Annotated in this window: 23 protein-coding genes; 10 read left to right on the top strand and 13 right to left on the bottom strand. The window is 67.2% G+C overall.

What is annotated here, in order from left to right:
• The first annotated feature begins 2 nt into the window (after nucleotides 1-2).
• The 5 genes from LLW23_RS06320 (at nucleotide 3) to LLW23_RS06300 (ending at nucleotide 7,244) form a co-directional block, all read left to right on the top strand.
• Nucleotides 3-2,084, top strand: coding sequence for an acetyl-CoA carboxylase biotin carboxylase subunit (locus LLW23_RS06320; protein WP_228947916.1), 2,082 nt, complete (start codon nucleotides 3-5; stop codon nucleotides 2,082-2,084).
• A gap of 352 nt (nucleotides 2,085-2,436) precedes the next feature.
• Nucleotides 2,437-3,885: an efflux transporter outer membrane subunit gene (locus LLW23_RS06315; RefSeq protein WP_228947915.1), complete on the top strand. Its 1,449-nt coding sequence runs from the start codon at nucleotides 2,437-2,439 to the stop codon at nucleotides 3,883-3,885.
• Nucleotides 3,885-5,273, top strand: a complete 1,389-nt coding sequence (locus tag LLW23_RS06310) for an efflux RND transporter periplasmic adaptor subunit (RefSeq protein ID WP_228947914.1) — start codon at nucleotides 3,885-3,887, stop codon at nucleotides 5,271-5,273. The genes LLW23_RS06315 and LLW23_RS06310 overlap by 1 nt, the downstream gene beginning before the upstream one ends.
• A gap of 31 nt (nucleotides 5,274-5,304) precedes the next feature.
• Nucleotides 5,305-6,036: an ABC transporter ATP-binding protein gene (locus tag LLW23_RS06305; RefSeq protein WP_228948490.1), complete on the top strand. Its 732-nt coding sequence runs from the start codon at nucleotides 5,305-5,307 to the stop codon at nucleotides 6,034-6,036.
• The gene (locus LLW23_RS06300) at nucleotides 6,036-7,244 is read left to right on the top strand and encodes an ABC transporter permease (protein ID WP_228948489.1); all 1,209 of its coding nucleotides are present in this window, start codon (nucleotides 6,036-6,038) and stop codon (nucleotides 7,242-7,244) included. Before LLW23_RS06305 ends, LLW23_RS06300 begins: the two co-directional genes overlap by 1 nt.
• 172 nt (nucleotides 7,245-7,416) lie before the next feature.
• Here LLW23_RS06300 and LLW23_RS06295 read toward each other — a convergent pair whose 3' ends face one another.
• Genes LLW23_RS06295 through LLW23_RS06275 form a run of 5 tightly spaced genes read right to left on the bottom strand, consistent with a single transcriptional unit; the run spans nucleotide 7,417 to nucleotide 12,582 of the window.
• On the bottom strand, nucleotides 7,417-7,977 hold the full coding sequence (locus tag LLW23_RS06295) for a nucleotidyltransferase family protein (RefSeq protein ID WP_228947913.1): 561 nt from the start codon (nucleotides 7,975-7,977) through the stop codon (nucleotides 7,417-7,419).
• Nucleotides 7,964-8,887, bottom strand: coding sequence for an XdhC family protein (locus tag LLW23_RS06290; RefSeq protein WP_228947912.1), 924 nt, complete (start codon nucleotides 8,885-8,887; stop codon nucleotides 7,964-7,966). The genes LLW23_RS06295 and LLW23_RS06290 overlap by 14 nt, the downstream gene beginning before the upstream one ends.
• A gap of 4 nt (nucleotides 8,888-8,891) precedes the next feature.
• Nucleotides 8,892-11,096: a xanthine dehydrogenase family protein molybdopterin-binding subunit gene (locus LLW23_RS06285; RefSeq protein WP_228947911.1), complete on the bottom strand. Its 2,205-nt coding sequence runs from the start codon at nucleotides 11,094-11,096 to the stop codon at nucleotides 8,892-8,894.
• Nucleotides 11,093-12,067, bottom strand: a complete 975-nt coding sequence (locus LLW23_RS06280) for an FAD binding domain-containing protein (RefSeq protein ID WP_228947910.1) — start codon at nucleotides 12,065-12,067, stop codon at nucleotides 11,093-11,095. Before LLW23_RS06280 ends, LLW23_RS06285 begins: the two co-directional genes overlap by 4 nt.
• Nucleotides 12,064-12,582: a 2Fe-2S iron-sulfur cluster-binding protein gene (locus LLW23_RS06275; protein WP_228948488.1), complete on the bottom strand. Its 519-nt coding sequence runs from the start codon at nucleotides 12,580-12,582 to the stop codon at nucleotides 12,064-12,066. The genes LLW23_RS06280 and LLW23_RS06275 overlap by 4 nt, the downstream gene beginning before the upstream one ends.
• Before the next feature lie 99 nt (nucleotides 12,583-12,681).
• On the opposite strand from LLW23_RS06275, the gene LLW23_RS06270 reads away from it, so the two are divergent.
• Both LLW23_RS06270 and LLW23_RS06265 read left to right on the top strand, forming a co-directional pair.
• Nucleotides 12,682-13,662: a glycerophosphodiester phosphodiesterase gene (locus LLW23_RS06270; protein ID WP_228947909.1), complete on the top strand. Its 981-nt coding sequence runs from the start codon at nucleotides 12,682-12,684 to the stop codon at nucleotides 13,660-13,662.
• A complete protein-coding gene (locus tag LLW23_RS06265) occupies nucleotides 13,662-13,946 on the top strand; it encodes a hypothetical protein (protein ID WP_228947908.1) in 285 nt (94 codons plus the stop codon). The genes LLW23_RS06270 and LLW23_RS06265 overlap by 1 nt, the downstream gene beginning before the upstream one ends.
• Nucleotides 13,947-14,097: 151 nt before the next feature.
• On the opposite strand, the gene LLW23_RS06260 is transcribed toward LLW23_RS06265, so the two are convergent.
• The 6 genes from LLW23_RS06260 to pgmG form a co-directional block, all read right to left on the bottom strand.
• Nucleotides 14,098-15,204: an S-(hydroxymethyl)glutathione dehydrogenase/class III alcohol dehydrogenase gene (locus LLW23_RS06260; protein WP_228947907.1), complete on the bottom strand. Its 1,107-nt coding sequence runs from the start codon at nucleotides 15,202-15,204 to the stop codon at nucleotides 14,098-14,100.
• A gap of 15 nt (nucleotides 15,205-15,219) precedes the next feature.
• The gene (locus LLW23_RS06255; RefSeq protein WP_228947906.1) at nucleotides 15,220-16,245 is read right to left on the bottom strand and encodes a sensor histidine kinase; all 1,026 of its coding nucleotides are present in this window, start codon (nucleotides 16,243-16,245) and stop codon (nucleotides 15,220-15,222) included.
• Nucleotides 16,245-16,688: a response regulator gene (locus tag LLW23_RS06250; protein ID WP_228947905.1), complete on the bottom strand. Its 444-nt coding sequence runs from the start codon at nucleotides 16,686-16,688 to the stop codon at nucleotides 16,245-16,247. Before LLW23_RS06250 ends, LLW23_RS06255 begins: the two co-directional genes overlap by 1 nt.
• Entirely contained in the window at nucleotides 16,685-18,196 is a 1,512-nt protein-coding gene (locus LLW23_RS06245; protein WP_228947904.1) for a sensor histidine kinase, read from the bottom strand. Before LLW23_RS06245 ends, LLW23_RS06250 begins: the two co-directional genes overlap by 4 nt.
• 58 nt (nucleotides 18,197-18,254) lie before the next feature.
• Nucleotides 18,255-19,013 (bottom strand): exonuclease domain-containing protein, encoded by a 759-nt coding sequence (locus LLW23_RS06240; protein ID WP_228947903.1) that lies wholly within the window; start codon nucleotides 19,011-19,013, stop codon nucleotides 18,255-18,257.
• A 66-nt stretch (nucleotides 19,014-19,079) separates the two neighbouring features.
• A complete protein-coding gene (gene pgmG, locus LLW23_RS06235; protein ID WP_228947902.1) occupies nucleotides 19,080-20,447 on the bottom strand; it encodes a phosphoglucomutase/phosphomannomutase PgmG in 1,368 nt (455 codons plus the stop codon).
• A 25-nt stretch (nucleotides 20,448-20,472) separates the two neighbouring features.
• Here pgmG and LLW23_RS06230 point away from each other — a divergent pair, with 25 nt between their 5' ends.
• Entirely contained in the window at nucleotides 20,473-21,132 is a 660-nt protein-coding gene (locus LLW23_RS06230) for a hypothetical protein (RefSeq protein ID WP_228947901.1), read from the top strand.
• A 7-nt stretch (nucleotides 21,133-21,139) separates the two neighbouring features.
• On the opposite strand, the gene LLW23_RS06225 is transcribed toward LLW23_RS06230, so the two are convergent.
• Both LLW23_RS06225 and LLW23_RS06220 read right to left on the bottom strand, forming a co-directional pair.
• Nucleotides 21,140-21,427 (bottom strand): J domain-containing protein, encoded by a 288-nt coding sequence (locus tag LLW23_RS06225; RefSeq protein ID WP_228947900.1) that lies wholly within the window; start codon nucleotides 21,425-21,427, stop codon nucleotides 21,140-21,142.
• Nucleotides 21,424-22,206 carry a division plane positioning ATPase MipZ gene (locus LLW23_RS06220; RefSeq protein WP_228947899.1) on the bottom strand — a complete coding sequence of 261 codons (783 nt, stop codon included), beginning with the start codon at nucleotides 22,204-22,206 and terminating at the stop codon, nucleotides 21,424-21,426. Before LLW23_RS06220 ends, LLW23_RS06225 begins: the two co-directional genes overlap by 4 nt.
• An 81-nt stretch (nucleotides 22,207-22,287) precedes the next feature.
• Here LLW23_RS06220 and panC point away from each other — a divergent pair, with 81 nt between their 5' ends.
• Together panC and LLW23_RS06210 are read left to right on the top strand one after the other, a co-directional pair.
• A complete protein-coding gene (panC, locus tag LLW23_RS06215; RefSeq protein ID WP_228947898.1) occupies nucleotides 22,288-23,130 on the top strand; it encodes a pantoate--beta-alanine ligase in 843 nt (280 codons plus the stop codon).
• Nucleotides 23,131-23,200: 70 nt separating this feature from the next.
• Nucleotides 23,201-23,497 carry a hypothetical protein gene (locus LLW23_RS06210; RefSeq protein ID WP_228947897.1) on the top strand — a complete coding sequence of 99 codons (297 nt, stop codon included), beginning with the start codon at nucleotides 23,201-23,203 and terminating at the stop codon, nucleotides 23,495-23,497.
• The last annotated feature ends 17 nt before the right edge of the window (nucleotides 23,498-23,514 follow it).

The following is a 23,514-nucleotide window of genomic DNA, read 5'->3' as shown; positions in this document are numbered from 1 at the left end:
TCATGTTCAAGAAAATCCTGGTCGCCAATCGTGGCGAGATCGCGTGTCGGGTGTTTCGGACCGCGAAGAAGATGGGGATCAAGACCGTCGCGGTCTATTCGGATGCCGATGCGCGCGCGCCGCATGTGCTGATGGCAGACGAGAGCGTTCGGCTCGGGCCGGCGCCGGCGGCGGAGAGTTATCTGAAAGCCGAGCTGATCCTGCTCGCGGCCAAGGAGACCGGCGCGGATTGCATCCATCCGGGCTATGGTTTCCTCTCCGAACGCGAGAGCTTCGCCAAGGCGTGCGCCGACGCGGGGATCGCGTTCGTTGGCCCGCCGCCACACGCGATCGCGGCGATGGGCGACAAGATCGAATCGAAGAAGCTCGCGAAGGCGGCGGGCGTCAACGTCGTCCCGGGTTTCCTGGGGGAGATCGACAGCACCGATCACGCGGTCGAGATCGCGTCGGGCATCGGTTATCCGGTGATGATGAAAGCCTCGGCCGGCGGCGGCGGCAAGGGGATGCGGCTCGCGTGGAGCGAGCAGGACGTGCGCGAGGGCTTCGAGGCGACCAAGCGCGAGGGGCTGGCGAGCTTCGGCGATGATCGCGTGTTCATCGAGAAGTTCATCGAAAGCCCGCGGCACATCGAGATTCAGGTGCTCGGCGATCAGCACGGCAATGTCGTGTATCTCAACGAGCGCGAATGTTCGGTGCAGCGTCGCCACCAGAAGGTGGTCGAGGAAGCGCCGTCGCCGTTCGTGACGCCCAAGATGCGCAAGGCAATGGGCGAGCAGGCGGTCGCGCTGTCCAAGGCGGTCGGGTATTTCAGTGCGGGCACGGTTGAGCTGATCGTGTCGGGCGCCGATACGACGGGCGAGAGCTTCTACTTCCTCGAGATGAACACGCGGCTGCAGGTGGAGCATCCGGTGACCGAGGAGATCACCGGGCTAGATCTGGTCGAGCAGATGATCCGCGTCGCGGCGGGCGAGCCGCTGGGGTTCGCGCAGGAGGACGTGAAGATCAACGGCTGGTCGGTCGAGAACCGGGTCTATGCCGAGGATCCGTATCGCGGGTTTTTGCCGTCGATCGGGCGACTGGTGCGATACAACCCGCCGGTTGCGACCGAGCCCCAAGCCCCGTTCGTCCCGAGCGAAGTCGAGGGACAGGGTGCCTCGACGTTGCTCGGCACGAACGGAGACGGGGGCGCTGCCGGTGTGAGAGTTCGCGTCGACGATGGCGTCATCGAGGGCGGCGAAGTTTCGATGTTCTACGATCCGATGATCGCGAAGCTGATCACCTGGGCGCCGACGCGTGAGGGGGCGATCGATGCGCAGATCGCGGCGCTCGACGAGTTCGAGATCGTGGGGCCGGGGACGAACCTCGATTTCGTCTCCGCGCTGATGCAGCACCCGCGCTTCCGCTCGGGCAACATCACGACGGGGTTCATCGCCGAGGAATATCCGGACGGGTTCCACGGCGCGCCGGCGACCGACGAGACGATCCGCGCGCTCGCGGGGGTAGCGGCGTTCGCGGCGACGGCCGAGGCGGATCGGGCGCGGCGGGTGGATGGCCAGCTCGGCGACCAGCTGAATCCGCCAGCCGATTGGGTGGTGCGGATCGACGGCAAGGATCACGCCGTCACCGTTTCACCCGATGCGCTGATTGTGGATGGCGAGGATCTGCCGCTGGCGCTGGAATATACGCCGGGCGATCGCGTGATCGTTGCCGAGCCGCTCGACGACGCGGGCGTGGCGCTGACGGTTAAGCTCGCGAAGACACGCACCGGCTTTACGCTCAACGCGCGCGGGGCGAGCCACAAGGTGCGCGTGCTGCCGGCGCATGTCGCGCCGTTCGCACAGCATCTGCTCGAAAAGGTGCCGCCGGATCTGTCGAAGTTCCTGATCGCGCCGATGCCGGGGCTGCTGGTGCGGCTCGACGCGAAGGTCGGCGACCGCGTCGAGGCGGGGCAGGCGCTCGCGGTGGTCGAGGCGATGAAGATGGAGAATATCCTGCGCGCCGAGAAGAGCGCGACGGTGAAGGCGGTGAACGCCGAGGTGGGCGGGAGCCTGCAGGTGGATCAGGTGATCCTGGAGCTGGAGTAGGGGATTTTGTCTTCCCCGAGCTTGCTTGGGGAGGGGGACCGCGGCGCGTAGCGGCGTGGTGGAGGGGCTGGCTCGGCGGCACGGTCGCGCCTGGCCAGCCCCTCCACCACGCTTCGCGTGGTTCCCCTCCCCGTTCCGGGGAGGATTGGGAGGATTGACGGCAAACGCGGGAGTAAATCCCGCGTCGTCGGACGGATTCGCTGCGCGACCCGCCGGCCGCGCTTGGTGTGCCTGACGGCACCGCGGCGAGGCCGCTCACCTGCGCGCTGCGACAAATCGCGACATATAATTGCTGGACCGGTGGGCTCGCGCTCGCCATCCCGATCTTATGCAGCGTTTCCGTGCTTCCCTCATGCTTGCTGCCGCGCTTGGCGGGTGCTCCGTCGGGCCGGACTATCGGCCGCGTACCACCGCTGAGCTCGGCGTGCCGGATGCCTTTTCGGTCACGTCGGCGCCGACGCGCGAGGATCTGACGCGCTGGTGGCGCAGTTTCGACGATCCGGTGCTTGGCGATCTGGTCGAGCGCGCCGCGGCGACGAACCTCGACATTGCGCAGGCGACCGCGCGGTTGCGGCAGGCGCGTGAGGCGCTGGTGCAGAACCGCGCTGGCCTGTTGCCGACGATCAGCGGATCGGGCGGGCTGAGCCGATCGGAGACGCTGCGCGGCGGTGGCTCGCTGATCACTTTGCCCGACGGCACGGTGCAGAATGTCGGCGGGGGCGGGGGATCGAACTTCTCGCTCGGGCTCGACGCGCAATATCAGGTCGGGCTGTTCGGCGAGGTGCGCCGCACCGTCGAGGCGAGCCGCGCGCAATATGAAGCGTCGGGGTTCGATCAGGCGACGGTGCTGTTGTCGGTGCAGGCGGAGGTCGCGCGCAACTATGTGCTCGCGCGGCTCTATCAGTTGCAGCTCGCCAACGCGCGTGACAGCCTCGCGCTGCAGGACGACAATCTCGAGATCGCTGGGTTCCGCGTTCAGGCGGGGCTCGTGTCGAGCCTCGATCAGGAACAGGCACGCGTTCAGCGCGCACAGACCGCCGCGTCGGTGCCGCTGATCGAGCAGCAATATAATGCCGCTGTGTCACGGCTCGGCGTGCTGACGGGCGAGGCACCCGGCGCGCTCAAGCCGCTGCTGGCACCGGTCAAGCCGATCCCGCGCGGACCACAGACCGCCGGCGTCGGCATTCCCGCCGACGTGCTGCGCCAGCGCCCCGACGTTCGGGCGGCCGAGCGCAATCTTGCCGCAACCACGGCGCAGATCGGCGTGGCGAAGGCGCAACTCTATCCCGCGCTCGCGATCAGCGGCAGCATCGACACCAATGCGGGTGCCTTCGGGAGCCTGCTGGAGACGATCACCGGCGGACTCTTCGCTGGGCTGACGCAAGCGATCTTCAACGGCGGGCGGCTGCGCAGCCAGGTGCGTGGTGCCGAAGCGGCGGCCGATGGCGCGCTCGCGGCGTACAAGCAGACCGTGCTGACCGCGCTCGAGGATGTCGAGAATGCCGTCGTGGCGCTGCGCACCGCCGAAGAGCGCGCGCGGCAGTTCGCCATCGCCCAGGATGCGGCGAACGCCTCGGCGATCCTCAGCCGTAGCCAGTATCGCACCGGGCTGACCGATTTCACGACGCTGAGCCAGCAGGAAGCGGCATTGCTGTCCGCACGCAACAGCGCCGCGCAGGCCCGCGGCGATCAGGCGACTGCGCTTGTGCAGCTCTACACCGCGCTGGGCGGCGGCTGGGATGCCAGCGTTACGCCGCAAGCCCCCGACCCCCAACGCACCACGCAGGACGGAATTCGCTGATGGCGACCGAGCAACTCGACGATTTTCTCGGCGTGAAGCAGCAGCCGGCGTGGCGGCGCTACATCAAGTGGGTCGCGATCGCGATCGGCGTGCTGCTGCTGGCGCTGCTGGCGTATCGCTTCTTCGGGCCGACCCCCGAGACTGGCTATGCGACCGTGCCGGTGCGGCGCGGCAACCTGACCGTCACCGTCTCCGCGACGGGCAAGCTCGCGCCGACCAACCAGGTGACGGTGGGCTCGCAATTGTCGGGGCTCGTCACGCGCGTGGTGGTCGACGTCAACGATCGCGTCACGGCGGGGCAAGCGCTGGCGCTGATCGATCCCGAGCAGATCGACGACCAGATCCGCGCCGGCCAGGCGCAGCTCGACGCCAATATTGCGGGCGTGAACCAGGCGCGCGCGACCGTTTCCGAGGCGCAGGCGCAGCTCGCGCGGTTGCAGGAAGTGTATCGCCTGTCGAACGGGCGGGTGCCGTCGCAGACCGAGCTGCAGGCCGGGCAGGCCAATGCGCAGCGCGCGGTCGCGGCGCTGAGGGTGGCGCAGGCGAACGTCGCCGCGGCGCGCGCGACGCTGGCGCAGAGCCAGACGCAGCGGCAGCGTGCGATCATCATCTCGCCGGTCAATGGCGTCGTGCTCGCGCGGCAAATCGATCCGGGCCAGACGGTCGCGGCATCGTTCAACACGCCGACGCTGTTCGTGATCGCCGAAGATCTCAGCAAGATGAAGCTTGAGGTGGCGATCGATGAGGCGGACGTCGGTTCGGTGAAGGAGGGGCAAAAGGCCTCGTTCGCGGTCGATGCGTTTCCCGGTCGCACCTTTCCGGCGGAGATCACGCGCGTTGATCTGGGATCGAACCTGACGGCGAGCACCGCAAGCTCGTCCAGCAGCACGACGACCACGAGCACGACCGGTCAGGTGGTTTCCTATGCCGCCGACCTGACGGTGGCCAATACGACGATGGAGTTGCGGCCCGGCATGACTGCGACGGCGGATATCGTGACGTCGGACAAGCGCAACGTGTTGCTCGTGCCCAACGCGGCGTTCCGCTTCAAGCCGACCGCAGAGGCGGGCGCGGGCGGGGGGATCGCCAGCTCGCTCACCTTCCGCCCGCGCCGCGGCGGCGGGGCGGAGCGGCAAGTGACGGTGGGCCGCGGCGCGCAGCAGACGGTGTACGTGAAGGGCGAGGACGGCAAGCCACGCGCGATCCAGGTGACCACCGGTGACACCAACGGCTCGGTCACCGAAGTTCTTTCGGGCGGATTGCGCGCCGACATGCAAGTGATCACCGGGCAGCTTTCGGGTGATGAAGGTGCGGCCGGCGCGCGTAGCGGCGGTGGTGGCGGCGGGGGGCAGCGCCGGCAGCGGCAGGGGGCGGGCGGTGGCGCCTGATCCCAGCGGCGGGCCAGCCCCGATCATCACGATGCGCGGCGTTACCAAGGTCTATGGCGCCGGGCCGACCGCATTCCAGGCGCTGAAGGGCGTCGATCTCGACATTGCCGCGGGCGATTTCGTTGCGGTGATGGGGCCGTCGGGATCGGGCAAGTCGACGACGATGAACATCCTGGGCTGCCTCGACGTGCCTTCGGCGGGCACCTTCCTGTTCCGCGGGCATCACGTCGAGGCGCTGGATCGTGACCAGCGCGCCTTGCTGCGCCGGCGCTATCTCGGCTTCGTCTTCCAAGGGTTCAACCTGCTCAGCCGGACGAGCGCGCTCGAGAATGTCGAGCTGCCGCTGCTGTATCGTGGCGACGATCGCAAGGCGCGGCACGATGCCGGGATGGCGGCGCTCGACAAGGTCGGGCTGGCGGACTGGTGGGATCATACGCCGGCCGAGCTATCGGGTGGGCAGCAGCAGCGAGTCGCGATCGCGCGCGCGATCGTCACCAATCCCGACGTGCTGCTGGCCGACGAGCCGACCGGCAATCTTGATTCCGAACGCTCGGTCGAAATCATGGAATTGCTCACCGATCTCAACCGCGAGCGCGGCATCACGGTGCTGATGGTGACGCACGAGCCCGACATGGCGGCGTTCGCGCGCACCGTGATCCACTTCAAGGACGGGCTGGTCGAGCGGATCGACGCCAATCACCGGCCGGGGCAGGATGTTGCCACCGCACCCTCGGTCCTGCCCGTGCAGGAGCCAAGCGCATGATGATCGGCACCACGCTGTCGCTGGCGCTGCGATCGATCCGCCGACATCTGCTGCGCTCGTTCCTGACGACGCTCGGCATCGTTATCGGCGTCGGTGCGGTGGTCGCGATGGTGACGCTGGGCAAGGCGACGACCAGCGCGGTGCAGCAGCAGATCTCGGCGCTCGGCACCAACGTGCTTCAGATACGGCCCGGCCAAGGCTTCGGTCGAGGTGGCGGTGGACCGCGCCCGCCGGATTTCGAACCCGAGGACGTGACCGCGATTTCGCAGCAGGTCGCTGGCGTCACCGCGGTCGCGCCGCAAGCGTCGGCAACCGCCACCGCGATCTACGAGGGCGCGAACTGGTCGACGACGATTCAGGGCACCACCAACGCGATCTTCACCGTTCAGCCCTGGCCATTGGCGCAGGGGCGCACCTGGACGCCGGCGGAGGAGCAGGCGGGCAAGGCGGTGTGCATCATCGGCAATACCGTGCGGCAGAACCTGTTTCGAGGTGGCGACGCGATCGGCCAGCGGATGCGGATCGGCGCGATCAGCTGCGACGTGATTGGCGTGCTGACTGCGCGCGGACAGGCCGGGTTTGGCGGCGATCAGGACGATACCGTCGTGATGCCGATCAAGGCGGTGCAGCGGCGCTTTACCGGCACCCGCGACGTGCGGCTGATGCTCGTCGGGGTGGATCAAGCCTATTCGACCGAGGCGGTGCAGGCGTCGATCACCGATCTGCTGCGCGAACGCCGCACGATCACCGGCGGGAAGCAGGACGATTTCAACATCTTCGATACCAAGCAGATCAGCGATACGCTGACCGGCACGACGACGCTGCTGACGCGGATCGTCGCGGCGGTGGCGGCGATCAGCCTCGTGGTCGGCGGGATCGGGATCATGAACATCATGCTCGTTTCGGTGACCGAGCGGACACGCGAGATCGGCATCCGGCTGGCGATCGGAGCGGTGGCGAACGAGGTGCTGATGCAGTTCCTGGTCGAAGCGATCGCGCTGTCGATGCTGGGCGGGTTGATCGGGCTGGCGCTGGCGCAGGTCGTGATTCTGGTGGCGACGCCGCTGATGCAAGTGCCGTGGACGTTCGATCCGACGATCAACCTGATCGCCTTCGGGATTTCGGCGGTGATCGGGGTGGTGTTCGGTTATTTCCCGGCGCGGCGGGCGGCGGCGCTCAATCCGATCGATGCTTTGCGGCATGAGTGAGGTGGTGGGGATGATTGTGAAGGCATAAGTCCCGTCCAGAGCTCCGTCATCCCGGGCTTGTCCCGGGATCCACCGTGCCGCCAATTTGTCGGCTTGAGCGCTTGCTGCACCGTGGATGCCGGGACGAGCCCGGCATGACGAGGTAATTGGGGCGACGGCGCGCCCGTGCGGGTTAAGTGGCGAGGCGTTGCAGGTCTTCAGGCGTGTCGATGTCGACCAGCTCGCCTGGCTGTGCTGCCACTTGCTTTCCCGACCGGATCAGGTCGCGTGCGCCGTGGTCTCCGGTGATCGTTGCGAGTGTGGCGAACCAGGCGCGGCCGAATAGTGCTGGCGGCCGTGGCACGCCGCCGTCGCTGGATGCGACGATCGCATCGGGGCCGTCGGCGGCTTCGAGCATTTGACCGACGTGCGCTGCTGTTACGCGCGGCATGTCGGCGAGCATGACAAGCACCGCTGCTGCGTCGCCCGCTGCGGCGATGCCGAGGCGGAGTGAGGAGGCCATGTCGCCGACCGGATCGTCGTTGGTGACGACCGCATAGCCGTGCGCGCTGTAATCGAGCTGGCAGCGGCCCGTCACCGCGATGCGCCGTGCGAAGGGGATTGCCGCGAATGTGATCGCGGCGTGTAGGCCGAGCGGCTGATCGCCGAGTAGTGCGTCCAGCTTGCTGTCGCCGAAGCGGGTCGATTTGCCGGCGGCGAGGAGGACTAGAGCGACGTCCTCAGCCGCGATCATGGAAGGCTTTGACCATCGCGCCGGCGATGGACAGCGCGATCTCCGCCGGGCCGATCGCGCCGATATCGAGCCCGACCGGTCCGTCGATCCGGTCGAGATCGGCCTCCGCGACGCCAGCCGCGGCCAGTCGCTCGCGGCGGGCGGCGTGGCTCTTGCGGCTGCCGAGCGCGCCGACATAGCCCGTCGGCGCGGACAGCGCCGCGAGGAGCGCGGGATCGTCGATCTTGGTGTCGTGGCTCAGCGTCACCACCGCGGTCGATGGGCCTGGCTTGTAGGCGGCGACCGCCTCGTCGGGCCAGCGATCGTCAAGCGTGGTATCGGGGAAGCGCTCATCGGTGAGGAAGCGCCCGCGCGGATCGACCACCACCGTCTCGATGCCGAGCGTGCGCGCGAGGCCGACGAGCGATTGCGCGATCTGCACCGCGCCGATGATGATCAGCCGGCGTGGCGGATCATAGCGGTTGGCGAAGATCTCGCCGGTTTCCACTGGTTGCAGGTCGGAGTGACCGGATGCGAGATCGGTCGTGACGGTCAGGGACTGACCATCGGCGCGGGCTTCGACGATGCGGTCGAACAGTTCGGGGTCGAAGCCCTCGGCCGACACCGGTTGCACCATGACGCTGATCTGGCCGCCGCAGGGCAGCCCGACTTCCCATGCGCTCGCGTCGGCGATGCCATAGTCCTTCACCGCGAACGGCGCGCCGGCGATCACTTGCGCCGCGGTGTCGAGGATGTCGCCTTCGACGCAGCCGCCCGAGACCGAGCCTTCGAAGCGACCGTCCTCATGCACCAGCATGTGGCTGCCGCGCGGGCGTGGCGCCGAGCCCCAGGTCGACACGACGGTGGCGATTGCCATCCGCGAGCCTTTCCACGCTTCGGCGGCGGCGAGGACGGAGTCGTTATCGGCCATGCGGCTACACCGGGGGGAGCGAGGCGAGGAGCTTGTCGAGCGTCACGGGCATGTCGTAGCACCGCACGCCGGTCGCATTGTGGATCGCGTTGACGACCGCGGCGCCCGATCCGGCGATGCCCAGTTCGCCGACGCCCTTGGCGCCCGCAGGATTGGCCGAGTCGTCGATTTCCTCGATGAAATAGGCCTCGATCTGCGGCACGTCGGCATTCACCGCGACGTGATATTCACCGAAATCGGGGTTCACGAAGCGGCCGTTGCGCGGATCGACGATGCCGTCCTCGGTGAGCGCATAGGCGACGCCCCAGACCATGCCGCCAACGATCTGGTTGCGCGCGGTCTTTTCATTCAGAACGCGGCCGATATCGAACACGCCGAGCATGCGGCGCACGCGCACTTCGCCAGTCACCGCGTTGACCGCAACCTCGGCGAATTGTGCGCCGTGGCTCGCCTGGCTGGTCGCTTGCGATTCCTTGCCGGGCGAGGTCTTCCCCTTGGCGTCGATTGGGCGGTCGCGGACGAGGTCGGCGAGCGGGCTGGTGCGGCCGCCGGCGGTGACCTGGCCGTCCTTGAGCGCGAGATCTTCGGGCGCGGCGTTCATGCGCAGCGCCAGTTCGGCAAGAATGTCCTCGCAGGCGAGCATTGCCGCGGCGCAGGCGCTGCCGGCGCCGAACGATCCGCCCGAACCCGCGCTCGGCGGTAGATCGCTGTCGCCGATCACCACGTCGATCGCGGAGACCGGCAGGCCGAGCATCTCGCCGACCGCCTGCGCGAGGATCGTATAGGTGCCGGTGCCGATGTCGGTCATATCGGTGCGCACCGTCGCGCGGCCGTCCGCGCCGAGCGTCACTTCGGCCTCGGCGTTGACGGTGAAGTTGCCGCGCAGTGCCGCTGCCATGCCCATGCCGATCAGCCACTCACCCTCGCGCCGGCTGCCCGGCGTTGCGTTGCGCTGGTCCCAGCCGAAGCGGCGGGCGCCTTCTTCGTAGCAATCGAGCATGCGGCGCGTGGAGAAGCGCTTGCCGGTGGTGGGATCGGCCTCGGGCTCGTTGCGGCGGCGCAGTTCGATCGGATCGAGGCCGAGCTGTTCGGCGAGCTCGTCCATCGCGCATTCGACCGCGAAGGTGCCGATCGCCTCGCCGGGCGCGCGCACCGCGCCGGTGGCGGGCAGATCGATACGGCCGAGATCGGTGCGAAAGCGCCGCGCCGCGCCGGCGTAGAGCGGTAGCGTGCCAAACGGAACCGGTTCGAGGAACGCGCCGTCATCGTTCTGATAGGCGACGCTTTCGTGCCCGAAGGCACTGATCCGGCCTTCGGCGTCGCAGCCGATGCGCAGCCGCTGCGTGGTCGGCGAGCGATGGTGGACCATGTAGGCGGTCTGACGGCGGCTGAGCGCGATCTTTACCGGGCGGCCGATCTTCTCGGCGGCGATCGCGGCGAAGATCACTTCGGGGCCAACGCCCGTTTTCCCGCCGAAGCCGCCGCCGACGTACGGTGCGAGCACGCGGACGCGATCCTTGTCGATCCCGAGCGCGGCGGCGATCGTCACCTTGGCGCCGCCGATCACCTGATTGCTCGATCGCACGATCAGCCGATCGCCTTCCCACCACGCGGTGGTGGCGTGCGGCTCGAGCGCGGCGGGGAAGTGGATCGGGGTGGTATAGCTGCGGTCTAGCACGACGTCAGCGGTGGCGAGCGCATCGTCGAGATTGCCGCGGTCGATCGGGGGCAAAAAGCCGAGCTTGTGATCGCGCTGCACCTCGACCGCGTCGAGATCGAAGCGGCCGGCCTGCTCATCGTACGTCACATCGACGAGGCGGGCGGCGGCGCGGGCGGTTTCCTGCGTTTCGGCAAGGACGAGCGCGACGGCCTGGCCGTAGTGAAACACCTCGGTCGCGCCAAGATTGGCCGGCTGGCGCGAGTTCGATTCGTTGCTCGGCATGCGGGGATCGCCGTGGATCACCGCGATCACGCCGGGCAACGCCTCGGCCTGCGTCGCGTCGATCGAGGTCACGTGTCCGCGGCCGATGCTCGCGGTGACGAGTGCCATATACGCCGTGTTCTCGGGCGCCTGTTCATAGGCGTAGGCGGCAGCGCCGCTGACCTTCGACGCGCCTTCGTAGCGGTCGATCGGTTTGCCGAGCAGGCCCTGCTGCGCGCGGTCGAGTGCCGCTGGGCGGTAGGGGGCGTCCATCGCGAGATCGTTCATGCGGCATCCTGCGTCAGGTCACGCAGCGCGGCGATCAGCACGCGCCGCACGAGCGGGATCTTGAAATCATTGTGACCGAAGCCGCGTGCATCGGCGAGCAGCGCGTCGGCCGCGGCGGCGAACGTCGCTTCGGTCGGGGCCTGGCCGACTAGCGCGGTTTCGACGGCGGGATCGCGCCAGGGCAGGTGCGCGAGGCCGCCGAAGGCGAGCGCGGCGTGGGCGATCTTCCCGTCCTCGATCGTGATCACACCAGCGACCGAGACGATCGCGAAGGCGTAGGAAGCGCGATCACGCACCTTGCGGTAGAGTTGGCGCGCGCCGGCGGGTGGGGCGGGGAGGGCGATGTGGGTGATCAGTTCGCCTGGCTCGAGCGCGGTTTCGATGTGCGGCGTGTTGCCGGGGAGGCGGTAGAAATCCGCCAGCGGGATGCGGCGGCGGTCGCCATCGGGCTTGAGCGTCACCACCGTCGCGTCGAGCGCGCGCATCGCGACCGGCATGTCGCCGGGGTGGGTGGCGATACACTGGTCGCTGGTGCCGAGCACGGCGTGGATGCGGTTGAAGCCGCCGAGTGCATCACACCCGCTGCCGGGCGCGCGCTTGTTGCAGGCGGCGTGGGTGTCGTAGAAGAAATAGCAGCGCGTGCGCTGGAGCAAATTGCCGCCGGTCGTCGCCTTGTTGCGGAGCTGGCCCGAGGCGCCGGCGAGCAATGCGCGGCTGAGCGCAGGGTAGAGCGCGATCACGCGCGGGTCGGCGGCGAGATCGCTGTTGGGCACCAAAGCGCCGATCAGCAGCCCGCCGTCCTTTTCTTCGATCGCATTCAGATCGAGCCGGCTGATATCGACGAGTTTCTCTGGCGTTTCGACCTGCAGCTTCATCAAGTCGATCAGGTTCGTGCCGCCCGCGATGAAGCGGCCGCCGGCGCGCACGGCATCTTCGGGGCTTTCGGCGCGGGCGTAGTTGAAGGTCTTCATGCGTCCACCTCGGCGCCATGGACTTCGCGGCCGTGAACTTCGCGAATTGCGTCGACGATGTTGGGATACGCCGAGCAGCGACAGATGTTGCCGCTCATCCGCTCGGAGATTTCGGCATCGTCGAGCGATACGTCGGTAAGGTCGTCCGACACGTGGCTCGGCCAGCCCTTCGCGACTTCGTCGAGCATGCCGACGGCCGAGCAGATCTGGCCCGGGGTACAGTAACCGCACTGATAGCCGTCGTGCCGCACGAAGGCTGATTGCATCGGATGGAGCGAATCGGCGGAGCCGAGACCCTCGATCGTCACAATGTCATCATCCTGATGCATCACCGCGAGCGTGAGACACGCATTGATCCGCCGCCCGTTGACCAGCACCGTACAGGCACCGCACTGACCATGATCACAGCCCTTTTTCGTGCCGGTAAGGCGAAGATCCTCTCGCAGGAGGTCGAGGAGCGAGGCGCGAATATCGGGTTCGGCCTCGCGCTTGCTGCCGTTGATGGTGAAGCGCATGAGCGCAATATGCGCCAGCCAATCGCCCGATCCAAGTATGCCATGATAATTCTTGTTATGGCTCTGGCGGGCGGCTGCGCTTCGCCGCAAGTTCCCCTGATGCAGACTGCCACGCCGCTTTCACCGCCGATCGTCATCGCGCACCGCGGCGCTTCGGGCGAGCGGCCCGAACACACGATCGCGGCGTATGAACTGGCGATCGCGCAAGGGGCGGACGTGATCGAGCCCGATCTGGTGCCGACGAGTGACGGCCATCTGGTGGCGCGGCACGAGAATGAGATTTCGGAGACGACCGACGTCGCCGATCACCCCGAATTTGCTGCGCGGCGCGCGACCAAGACGATCGACGATCGCGCACAGACCGGCTGGTTTACTGAGGATTTCACGCTGGCCGAGCTGAAGACGCTGCGCGCGAAGGAGCGGCTGCCGCAGTTGCGGCCGGGTAACAGTGCGTTCGACGGGCAGGAGACGATCCCGACTCTTGAGGAAGTGATCGCGCTCGCCAAGAAGCACAAGGTCGCGATCTATCCCGAGACGAAGCACCCGACCTATTTCGCATCGATCGGCAAGGGCACCGACGCGCCGCTCGTCGCGGCGCTGAAGGCGGCGGGGTGGGACAGTGCCGACGCGCCGGTGTTCATCCAGTCGTTCGAGGTGAAGAACCTGCAGCGGCTGAAGGACATGACGAAGGTGCGGCTGATCCAGCTGGTGGATGGCGAAGGCGCGCCGGCCGATGGGGCCGCGCCGAGCTATGCCGCGATGGTGACGCCGGCGGGGCTCGCGACGATCGCCACTTATGCCTTCGGGCTCGGGCCGAACAAGGCGATGCTGTGGCAGGGCGAAACGCCGGCGCCGCTGGTGCGCGATGCGCATGCGGCGGGGCTGCGCGTCCATCCGTGGACGTATCGTGCGGAGAATTATTTTCTGCCCGCCGCCTTCCGACGTGGCGCAAGTCCGGTCGAGCATGGCGATGTTGCGGGCGAGATCGCGGCGGCGCTTCGCCTTGGTATCGACGGATTCTTCACAGATTTTCCAGCGATCGGCATTAAGGCGCGTAACGATGCACGGGGAGTGAAGTGATGCGTACGGTAAGGATCATGGTCTCAGCGGCGCTGCTGCCGCTTCTGGCTGGCGGGTGCATTCGGACGACGGCGAGCGTGGTGACCGCGCCATTCAAGGTCGCCGGCCAGGCCGCGGATTGGGCGACGACGAGCCAGGATGAGGCCGACCGCAACTTCGGTTGCGAAATGCGCAAGAAGGAAGCGCGCGAGGGCCGTGAGCGCCGCGACTGGCAGAAGCGCTGCCGCAAGGATCCGGAGAATTGCGGGGCGTATGATGGGTATGTGGCTGGGCGCGATAACTGAGGCCGGGCCGGCGATACGGACAGATCGCCGCCGTAGTCGCCCAATGCCGCCGTCATGCTGAACTTGTTTCAGCATCCACCGCCTCACACGTGACGCATGCGTTCGTTGAGCGGTGGACCCTGAAACGAGTTCAGGGTGACGGGAGGCCCTATCAGTAAACCACCACGCTGCGGATGCTTTCGCCGGCGTGCATCAGGTCGAAGCCCTTGTTGATCTCGTCGAGCGACAGGCGGTGCGTGATCATCGGATCGATCTGGATCAGCCCGTTCATGTACCAGTCGACGATCTTGGGCACGTCGGTGCGGCCGCGGGCGCCGCCGAAGGCGCTGCCTTTCCACACGCGACCGGTGACGAGCTGGAACGGGCGGGTGGCGATTTCCTTGCCGGCTTCGGCGACGCCGATGACGATCGATTCGCCCCAGCCGCGATGGCAGGCTTCGAGCGCCTGGCGCATCACCGTCGTGTTGCCGGTGCAGTCGAAGGTATAGTCTCCGCCACCATCGGTCATCGCGACGAGATGCTGGACGATATCGCCGACGTCCTTCGGGTTCACGAAATCGGTCATGCCGAAGCGGCGGCCCCATTCCTCGCGATCGGGGTTGATGTCGACGCCGACGATCCGTGCCGCGCCGGCGAGCTTCGCGCCCTGGATCACGTTCAGCCCGATGCCGCCCAAACCGAAGACGATCACCGTCGCGCCCGCCTCGACCTTTGCGGTGTTCACGACGGCGCCGACGCCGGTCGTCACGCCGCAGCCGATGTAGCAGCTGGTGTCGAACGGCGCGTCGGGGCGGATCTTCGCCAGCGCGATTTCGGGCAGCACGGTGAAGTTCGAGAAGGTCGAACAGCCCATGTAATGGAAGATCTGCTGGCCCTTGTAGCTGAACCGGCTCGTGCCATCGGGCATCAGGCCCTTGCCCTGTGTCGCCCGGATCGCGGTGCACAGGTTGGTCTTCTGGCTGAGGCACGACTTACACTGGCGACATTCGGGCGTGTAGAGCGGGATGACGTGATCGTCGGGTGCGACGCTGGTGACGCCCGCCCCGACCTCGCGCACGATGCCGCAGCCTTCATGGCCGAGCACCGAGGGGAACAGCCCCTCGCTGTCGAGCCCGTCGAGCGTATAGGCATCCGTGTGGCAGATGCCGGTCGCCATGATCTCGACCAGCACTTCGCCGGCCTTGGGGCCTTCGAGGTCGAGCTCGACGATCTCGAGCGGCGTCTTCGCTTCGAACGCGACGGCGGCACGGGTCTTCATGGAATTTCCTTCGGTTCAGGCAAGCGCGGCGCGCAGCGTGGCGCGGGTGCCGCGATGCTTGGTGTCATATTCGACGGATGTCTGAAGGCTCTGCGCCATCGCGCGGATCAGCTTTGTGCCAACGCCGGTGCCGCCGGGTGAAATTTCGCCGGACATCCCGACGCCATCGTCCTCCACCGCGAGCAGGAACACGTCGTTCCCCTCGCGATGCAACTCAACGCGCACCTCGCCGCTGCCCGCCGGATAAGCATATTTGCACGCGTTGCTGACGAGCTCAGTGACGATCACGCCGAGCGAGACGGCGCGATCGGTGGGCAGATGGATGGGATCGGCGACCAGCCGGAGTGCGCGCGGCTGCTGCTCGGTCGACCAGGTTTCCGCCAGCTCATCGACCAGCGCGGAGAGATATTCGCGCATGTCGACCTGCTCGACGTCACCGCCGGTATAGAGCCGGCGATGGACCTGTGCGATCGCACTGATCCGCCGCTGCGTATCCTCAAGGGCCGCGCGTGCGGCCGGATCGATCAGCGCACTCGCCTGAAGGCGCACCATCGCCGAGACGATCTGGAGCGAGTTAGCAACGCGATGGTTGACCTCGCTCAGCAGCGCCTCGAGCCGTGCGTTCGAGACACGTAGCGATTCCTCGGCGGTTGCCTTTTGCCGTTCGAGCTGCGCGCGTGCGACCACGGTGCGGAACGATGCGTCGAGCAGATCGAAGAAATCATCGCCGACCGATTTCACCACATAATCGGAAGCGCCCGCGCGCAGCGCCGCGACGGCGACGCTCTGCTCTTCCGATCCGGTAACATAGACGATGCTTGGCGGCGCATCGAGCGCGCGCAACCGGTTGACCGTCTCCAGCCCGTCGATCCCTGGCATATAGTGATCGACCGCCACGAGCTGGAAACGCTGCTCCGACGCGATCTGCACCCCGACCTGGCCACCGTCCGCGGTCGTCACGTCCCATCCCCGGCGCGCCAGCGCGCGCGAGGCGAGGCGACGGATGCCCTCGTCGTCGTCAATGTAGAGAATGCGGTTCATCAATCCTCGAGATCGGGAACCTGGATCACCGACAGGAACAGGCCGAGCTGACGGATTGCCTGGGCGAAGCTTTCGTAATTGACCGGCTTTGTAATGTAGACGTTCGCACCGAGATCGTAACAGCGCTGGATTTCGCGGCTGTCGTCGGTGGTGGTGAGCACCACGACGGGGGTGCGCTTGAGCGGGCCGTCGGACTGCTTGATCTTGGTGAGAATATCCGTCCCGCTCATGTCGGGCAGGTTGAGATCGAGCAGCACGAGCGCCGGGCCGTTGCGCGTCGGGCCGTCAGCGCCGTTGAAGAGATAATCGAGCGCGGTGGTGCCGTCGACGAAATGCTTGATGTCGTTCATGATTCCGGCACGGCGGATGTTTTTCTCGATCAGCCGGGCATGGCCCTCGTCATCCTCGATCATGATGATGCCGACGGATTGGTGTGCGTTCATGGCTTTTCCTGAATGCTCAGCGTCGTGGGAAGCGATAGGCTGAAGGTGGCACCTTCGCCAAGCGCCGAGCGCAAGGTGATCGTGCCGCCGAGACGATAGGCGAGCGCGCGGACATGTGCGAGCCCGATGCCCTCGCCGGGCTGATCCTGCGTGCCCGAGCGGCGGAACAGGTCGAACACGCGCTCGTGATCGCGCGGATCGATGCCGCGGCCATTGTCGCTCACTGCGATCCAGGCGCGATCGCCGGTCGCGCCGCCGCTCACGCGCACCGCCACCGGGCGATCGGGATGGCGGTATTTCACCGCATTCTCGATCAGGTTCGACAGGATCTGCTCGATCGCGACGCGGTCGCTCACGATGTCCGGCAGCTTGCCCTCGGCAGTGACGGTCGCTCCCTGCTCGTCAAGCCGGTGAGCGATCGAGTCGCGGATACCGCCGACGAGCTGCGCCAGATCGAGCCGCTCGGGCGCAAGCACGCGGCGGCCCTGCCGCGACAGCGCGAGGATGGCGTTGATCAGCCGATCCATCTTCTGCGTCGAGGTGCGGATGAAGCCGATCGCCTCGGGCAGATCCTCGCGCGCCGCGAGCCGCGCGTCCTCGGTTAGCAAGGCGGGCGACTCCGCCTCGGTGCGGTCGACCAGATCGCGCAAGGCGGTCGTCGCGGTCTCGAGCTCGGCGGTGAAGCCCATCACGTTGACGAGCGGCGAGCGCAGATCGTGGCTGACGATATAGGCGAACCGCTGGATCTCGTCGTTCGCGCGCGTCAGATCCGACGTTCGCTCCTGCACGATCGCTTCAAGGCTTTCGTTGAGCTGCTGGAGATCCGCGCGCGATCGGCCGAGATCGGCAGTGTAGCGAAGGACGATGAGCAACGCAGCGATCGCGACGAGCAGCAGCAGCACGCCGGCGGCCGCGAGCACCACGTAAAACAGCATGATGCTGCGTTGCTGCTCCGCATCACGCTCCAGCAGCAGGCGGCGCTCTTCGCGCGTCATGGCATCGAAGACGCCGCGGATCGCGCGCAACCGCTCGGCGCTCAGCTCCCGGCGGAATAGCGCGACCGCCGCTGCCGTTCTGCCTTCCCCCACCAGAGCGAGCGTCTGTTCGCGCCGCTGCAAGAGGTCGCGCGTGCGTTCCGTCAGCGCACGTATGCTTGTCCGCTGACGCGGATTATCCGCGGTGAGCCGCTGCAGTCGCCCGATCGATTGCGGCAAGGCGTTGCTCGCTTCCCGGTAAGCGCGCAGAAAGCCCGGGGTATCGGGCGAAAGCAGATAGCCGCGACGTGTCGTCTCGCCCTGCTCGATCAGGCGGCGCGTATCGGCGACTGCGAGTTCTACCTCATAGGTATGCGCGACCGCCTCGTTGTGGCGCTGGAATTCGCTGGTTACCCATGCACCGGCGACTCCCGCGGCGAGGAGCGCGACGAAGCCGGCGATCATGAAGCCGATCAGCACCTGGCCGATCCGCCCTTCGCGTACCGTGAACCTGTGCCCCAATGCGATCGCCATCGTCGCGTCGTTTACGGACCGCGCCGGGAAAGCGCCAGTGCCGCGACTGCGGGCAGGATCAGAGCAGCAGTTCCTGCGATGTCATCCGTCCGACCGACCCGCCGCCGCGGCGCCGCGCCATCTCGGTCTCGGCAGTGAAGCGCACGTCGGGATCGCGATCGGTCATGAACTTGGCGAGGCTTTCCGCCTCGATCTCGGTCCAGGCCTTGCCGCGGTCGACCCCGAAGCGGACGCGCGGCAGCAGGGCGGGGATGTTCGACCATTCGATCAGCTGCGCCACGCTTGCCTCGTTGAGCATGTCGCGCAGGTGGAAGGCGGTGACATAGGCGTCGGGGAAGGCGCGATGCGCGGGAAGCCCGCGTTCGTGCTCGAGACCGGCCGGCTTGCGCCAGTAGCGCAGCACCTGATTCGAGAAGCTGGGTGAATCAGGCCACAGCCGCAGCGCACACTTCCACGTGCAGATCCAGCTGGCGCCATGCGTCATCGCCGGGGTGCAGAATTGTTGCTCGAAGTCGGCGCGGTGCGCGGCGAGCGCCACGCGGCGCGGATAGGGATCGAGCACCGCGCGCGCGACATCGTGCCACCATGGCGCGTCGGCGACATCCTCGTCGCGGATATGGTGGATCGCCTGCGTGATCGGCGGCATCGAGCGCCCCGGATTGACCAGCCGGTTGCCGCCCTCGCCGTAGATCTCCCAGCGCCCGTCGGCGCCAAGCGCGACATCCTGCCAGCCGATTTCGCACACGCCATGCGTCGGCGGGGCGTTGCCGGTGGTCTCGAGGTCGATGACGCGAATGATGCTGGGTTGCTGACGCATGATGGGCATGTGGGGGCTGAGGCGGGCGGTGTCATCCGCTTCCGGCACGTGAAAGCGCGCCGCCGGCTACCTGGCGCGTACCACGCCACTTGCCGCGAGCTGCGCGTCGATCGTTTCCACCAGCCGGTCGAGCGCTGCGGGGTCGCGCGCCTCGGCGCGCGCAGTTAGCATCGCTTGCGTGTTCGATGCGCGCAGCAGCCACCAGCCGTCCGCGGTCGTCACGCGTGCGCCGTCGGTGCGATCGACGCTTGCTCCTTCGGCGGTGAGCCGGGCGAGCACTTCCTCGACGACCGCCGTCTTGCGCGGCTCGTCGACCGCAAAGCGCAGTTCGGGGGTTGCGACCACGTCCGGCATGGCATCGCGCAGGTCGGCGAGCGATCCGCCGCTCGCGCCGACCGCGCGGATCAGCTGTACCGCGGCGTAGAGCGCGTCGTCGTGCCCGCCGAGCTCGGCGAAGAACAGATGCCCGCTCATCTCGCCGGCGAGCGGGGCGCCGACCTCGTGCATCATCGTCTTGATGTTGCTGTGGCCGCTCTTCCACATCACCGGCCGCCCGCCGAGTTCGGCGATCCGGTCGAACAGCGTGGCGCTTGCCTTCACGTCGGCGACGATCGCGGCGCCGGGCTGGGCGCGCAGGGCCGGCTCGGCCAGGATCGCCAGCAGCTGATCGCCGGCGACGACGCGGCCGTGCGCGTCGATCGCGCCGATCCGATCACCATCGCCGTCGAACGCTACACCGAAATTGAGGCTTTCCTCCGCCACGAGCGTGCGGAGGTGGGCAAGATTGGCTTCCTCGGTGGGATCGGGATGATGATTCGGAAAATCGCCGTCGACATCGGTGAACAGCAGATGATGCTCACCCGGCAGCAGCTGCACGAGGCGCTCGACTGCGGGGCCGGCGGCGCCGTTGCCGGCATCCCAGCCGATGCGGAACGGCGGCAGAGGCGGGCCTTCGACCAGCCGCGCGACATAGTCGGCGAGCACGTTTGCCTCGGTGACCTGGCCGGTGCCGCTTTCCACGTCGCCGCGCGCCACGAGGGCGGCAAGCGCGGTGATGTCCGCGCCGAAGAACGGGCGGTGGCCAAGTACGATCTTGAAGCCATTGTCGTCGGCGGGATTGTGGCTGCCGGTTACGTGGATGCCGCCATCCACCTTCAGGCTGCGCTCAGCATGGTATAGCATCGGCGACGGGCCGAGCCCGATGCGCACCACCTCGATCCCGGCTGCGACGAGCCCTTCGATCAGTGCTGCCTCCAGCGCCGGCGAGGACCGCCGCCCGTCGCGACCGACCGCGACTTGGCGCCCCCCGCCGCGTCGCACGATGCTTCCGAACCCCTGACCGACGGCACGGGCATCCTCGGGGCCGAGCGTACGCCCGACGGTGCCGCGAATGTCGTACTCGCGCAGGATCGAGGGGTGGAAATGGTGCTGCATCGCACGTGTTTAAGGCCCCTTTGCCTTGTCCGTCATCAATCATCGTCATGCGGGGCTAGCCCGGCATGACGACGCGATTGCGGACTTGCGCGCCGCCGCCGGGCAGCACACCAATGTCGCCATGGACGCCTTCTCCTACCTCTCCGTCCTGCTGTCGATCATCCTGGGCCTTGCGATCACGCAAGTGCTGCAGGGGATCCGCGGGCTGATGCTGTCGCGGCGGCATGTCGCACTTTATCCGCCGGTGCTGCTGTGGGCGGGCACGATCCTGTTGATGGCGGTGCAGATGTGGTGGGCGAGCTTCGGGCTGGCGGACCATGCCGAATGGACCTTCGCCGAGTTCGGCATCGTGCTGGTGCAGACGACGTTGCTGTACATGCTGGCCGCACTGGTGCTGCCCGACATCAAGTTCGGCGAACCGGCCGACCTTCGCGCGCATTACTATCGCGAGACACGGCCCTTCTTCGGCATTCTGGTTGCGATCCTGCTCGTCAGCGTGCTCAAGGATCTGCTGATCGACGGCTATCTGCCGTCCGGCGCCAACCTCGCCTTCCACGTCGTCTTTGCAACCGTCGCGCTCGCCTGCGCGATCAGTCATCACCGACGGCTGCACGAGGCTGGCGCGGTGGCGATCGCCGCATTGCTCGTCGTCTATATCGCGGTCTTGTTCGCGCGACTGAAGTAGTGGCGGATCAGGCGGCTTGTCCGAGCAGCAGATCGCGCGCGGCGTTGAGCGCGCGGGCTTCGTCGGCCGAGCCGCCGCGGTCGGGATGCGCTTCGGCCATCAGGCGGCGGTGCGCGGCGCGGATCGTCGGCTCGTCGGCGGCGCGATCGACCCCGAGCAGGCGACGCGCCGCTGCCGCGTCGATCGGCTCGCTCGTCGGAATGGCGCGCCGTTTCGGCTTGGCGCCCAGCGCGTCGTTCCACAGCCGCCAGCCGGCATAGGCCACCAGCAGGGCGATGATCAGCTTCCACATCATGCGAACGTGGGCACGGCGGGCTCGGGCAATGCCAGCCCGGCCATCATCTCGCGCAGCTCTTGGCGCGCGGCGACATGGCCGAGCCCCATCGCGCCGAATTCCTTGGGATCAAGCATCGTCAGCCCCGACGGGAACAACTCGCGATAGATTACGCGCTCGCCGAGCCCTGGGATGATGCGGAAGCCCACACGCTTGGCGAGCTGGTCGAGCGCTTCGGACACGCGGCGCATGTTGCGCGCCTCGATGTGTTGCAGGCGGTTGCGCAGGACGACCCAGTCGATCGTCGATCCATCCGCCTTCGCGCGCGCCTTGCGCGCGTCCCAGATCAGCTCGGAATAGAAGCTGGGCCGCGTCACCTTGAAGGTTTCGGGATGGACCTGGCCGATCAGGTCGAAATCGACGAAGCTATCGTTCATCGGCGTGACGAGCGTGTCGGCGCGCGTGGCCGCAGCGCGGGCGTAGGGATCGTCGCGGCCGGGCGTGTCGATCACCAGATAGTCGCTGCCTTGCGCCATCGTGGCAAAGGCTTCCTCGAAATCCTCGTGCGCGGTGCGATGCCGCGGCACGACAAGGTCCGCTCCGGTGCGACGTACCGTTTCGGTACGATTGTCGAGATAGCGGCCCATGGTGCGCTGGCGATGATCAAGATCAAGGCACGCGACGCGTGCACCCCGTACGGCGAGGGCGATCGCGACGTGTACCGCGGTCGTCGACTTGCCCGTCCCGCCCTTTTCATTGGCAAAGACGATGACATGGGTGTTGTCGGAACCGGTCGGCAAGTCGTCGTATCCCTTGTTGATCGCTTTGGTAGTCCCCCATAGATGGCCCGGGTTTCCGTTACGAGTGGAGTTTCAACGAGCGTGCAGACGGTCCGTGATCTGAACGACCTGCGCGCTGCGGTGGCGGCTTTTCGCGCCGATGGCGCGCGCGTGGCGCTGGTGCCGACGATGGGGGCGCTGCATGCCGGGCATGTCGCGCTGGTCGAGGCGGCGAAGCGTCCGGGGACGAAGGTCGTCGCGTCGATCTTCGTCAATCCCAAGCAATTCGGCCCGAACGAGGATCTTGCGCGCTATCCGCGGCGCGAGGCAGCTGATTCGCGCATGCTGGTGGAGGCGGGATGCGACCTCCTGTGGCTGCCACCGGTGGAGGCAATGTATCCCGAGGGGTTTGCGACCAGCATCGGTGTGGCGGGCGTGTCCGAGGGGCTCGACGGCGCTGCGCGGCCTGGGCATTTCGACGGCGTCGCGACGGTGGTCGCCAAACTGTTCAACCAAGTGACGCCGGACGCCGCTTATTTTGGTGAGAAGGATTTCCAGCAGCTCGCGGTGATCCGCCGGATGGTGGCCGATCTCGATTTCGGGCTGGAGATCGTCGGCGTTCCGACGCAGCGCGACGACGATGGCCTCGCGCTGTCCTCGCGTAACATCTACCTCGACGACGAGCAGCGCGCGAAGGCGGTTGCTCTGCCGCGTGCGCTGGGTGTGGCGGCGCGGGCGATCGGGCGTGGGGACGATGCCGAGACGGCGCTAGGCGATGCGCAGAACAGCCTGCTCGCGGCGGGCTTCGTGGTCGATTATGTCGCGCTGGTCGATGCCGAGACGCTTGCGCCGGCACCGCCCGCCGATCGCCCGCGCCGGCTGCTCGCCGCGGCCCGGATGGGGCAGACGCGGCTCATCGACAACATCGCGATCGATGCCGATTAACCCATTAACCATTTGGTGAGACGAATCGCGCCAAGATCGCCGCATGGGGACATGAACAGGGGCGATCGACATGGGTAACAGTCTGAAGAGTGCGCGTTTTCTGATCGACAGCCGGATTGCCGACGCGATGCGCGGCGATGGCCTGGCTTGCTACGACTTGGGCGTTGCCTATTCGACCGGCACTGCGGGCGCCGACTACGACCTGATCGAAGCGCACAAATGGTTCAATCTGGCGGCGGTTGCCGGATATGAGGCAGCGCAGGCCGCGCGCGCCGAAGTCGCCGACGACATGAGCGCACGCGAGATCGCGACGGCACAGCGCGCAGCGCGCGACTGGATCGCTGCGAGCGCGCGCCGGGCGGCCTAAGCCGCTACAGCTATCTC

The organism is Sphingomonas radiodurans (genome assembly GCF_020866845.1).
In the GTDB taxonomy this organism is placed as follows: domain Bacteria; phylum Pseudomonadota; class Alphaproteobacteria; order Sphingomonadales; family Sphingomonadaceae; genus Sphingomonas; species Sphingomonas radiodurans.
The sequence above is the reverse complement of the archived record's forward strand: the minus strand, read 5'-3'. Positions and strand labels throughout refer to the sequence as shown.

Coding starts and splice junctions, on each gene's coding strand:
- LLW23_RS06320 (WP_228947916.1), top strand. CDS start 3: ATGTTCAAGAAAATCCTGGTCGCCAATCGTGGCGAGATCGCGTGTCGG.
- LLW23_RS06315 (WP_228947915.1), top strand. CDS start 2,437: ATGCTTGCTGCCGCGCTTGGCGGGTGCTCCGTCGGGCCGGACTATCGG.
- LLW23_RS06310 (WP_228947914.1), top strand. CDS start 3,885: ATGGCGACCGAGCAACTCGACGATTTTCTCGGCGTGAAGCAGCAGCCG.
- LLW23_RS06305 (WP_228948490.1), top strand. CDS start 5,305: ATGCGCGGCGTTACCAAGGTCTATGGCGCCGGGCCGACCGCATTCCAG.
- LLW23_RS06300 (WP_228948489.1), top strand. CDS start 6,036: ATGATCGGCACCACGCTGTCGCTGGCGCTGCGATCGATCCGCCGACAT.
- LLW23_RS06295 (WP_228947913.1), bottom strand. CDS start 7,977: ATGATCGCGGCTGAGGACGTCGCTCTAGTCCTCCTCGCCGCCGGCAAA.
- LLW23_RS06290 (WP_228947912.1), bottom strand. CDS start 8,887: ATGGCCGATAACGACTCCGTCCTCGCCGCCGCCGAAGCGTGGAAAGGC.
- LLW23_RS06285 (WP_228947911.1), bottom strand. CDS start 11,096: ATGAACGATCTCGCGATGGACGCCCCCTACCGCCCAGCGGCACTCGAC.
- LLW23_RS06280 (WP_228947910.1), bottom strand. CDS start 12,067: ATGAAGACCTTCAACTACGCCCGCGCCGAAAGCCCCGAAGATGCCGTG.
- LLW23_RS06275 (WP_228948488.1), bottom strand. CDS start 12,582: ATGCGCTTCACCATCAACGGCAGCAAGCGCGAGGCCGAACCCGATATT.
- LLW23_RS06270 (WP_228947909.1), top strand. CDS start 12,682: ATGCAGACTGCCACGCCGCTTTCACCGCCGATCGTCATCGCGCACCGC.
- LLW23_RS06265 (WP_228947908.1), top strand. CDS start 13,662: ATGCGTACGGTAAGGATCATGGTCTCAGCGGCGCTGCTGCCGCTTCTG.
- LLW23_RS06260 (WP_228947907.1), bottom strand. CDS start 15,204: ATGAAGACCCGTGCCGCCGTCGCGTTCGAAGCGAAGACGCCGCTCGAG.
- LLW23_RS06255 (WP_228947906.1), bottom strand. CDS start 16,245: ATGAACCGCATTCTCTACATTGACGACGACGAGGGCATCCGTCGCCTC.
- LLW23_RS06250 (WP_228947905.1), bottom strand. CDS start 16,688: ATGAACGCACACCAATCCGTCGGCATCATCATGATCGAGGATGACGAG.
- LLW23_RS06245 (WP_228947904.1), bottom strand. CDS start 18,196: ATGGCGATCGCATTGGGGCACAGGTTCACGGTACGCGAAGGGCGGATC.
- LLW23_RS06240 (WP_228947903.1), bottom strand. CDS start 19,013: ATGCGTCAGCAACCCAGCATCATTCGCGTCATCGACCTCGAGACCACC.
- pgmG (WP_228947902.1), bottom strand. CDS start 20,447: ATGCAGCACCATTTCCACCCCTCGATCCTGCGCGAGTACGACATTCGC.
- LLW23_RS06225 (WP_228947900.1), bottom strand. CDS start 21,427: ATGATGTGGAAGCTGATCATCGCCCTGCTGGTGGCCTATGCCGGCTGG.
- LLW23_RS06210 (WP_228947897.1), top strand. CDS start 23,201: ATGGGTAACAGTCTGAAGAGTGCGCGTTTTCTGATCGACAGCCGGATT.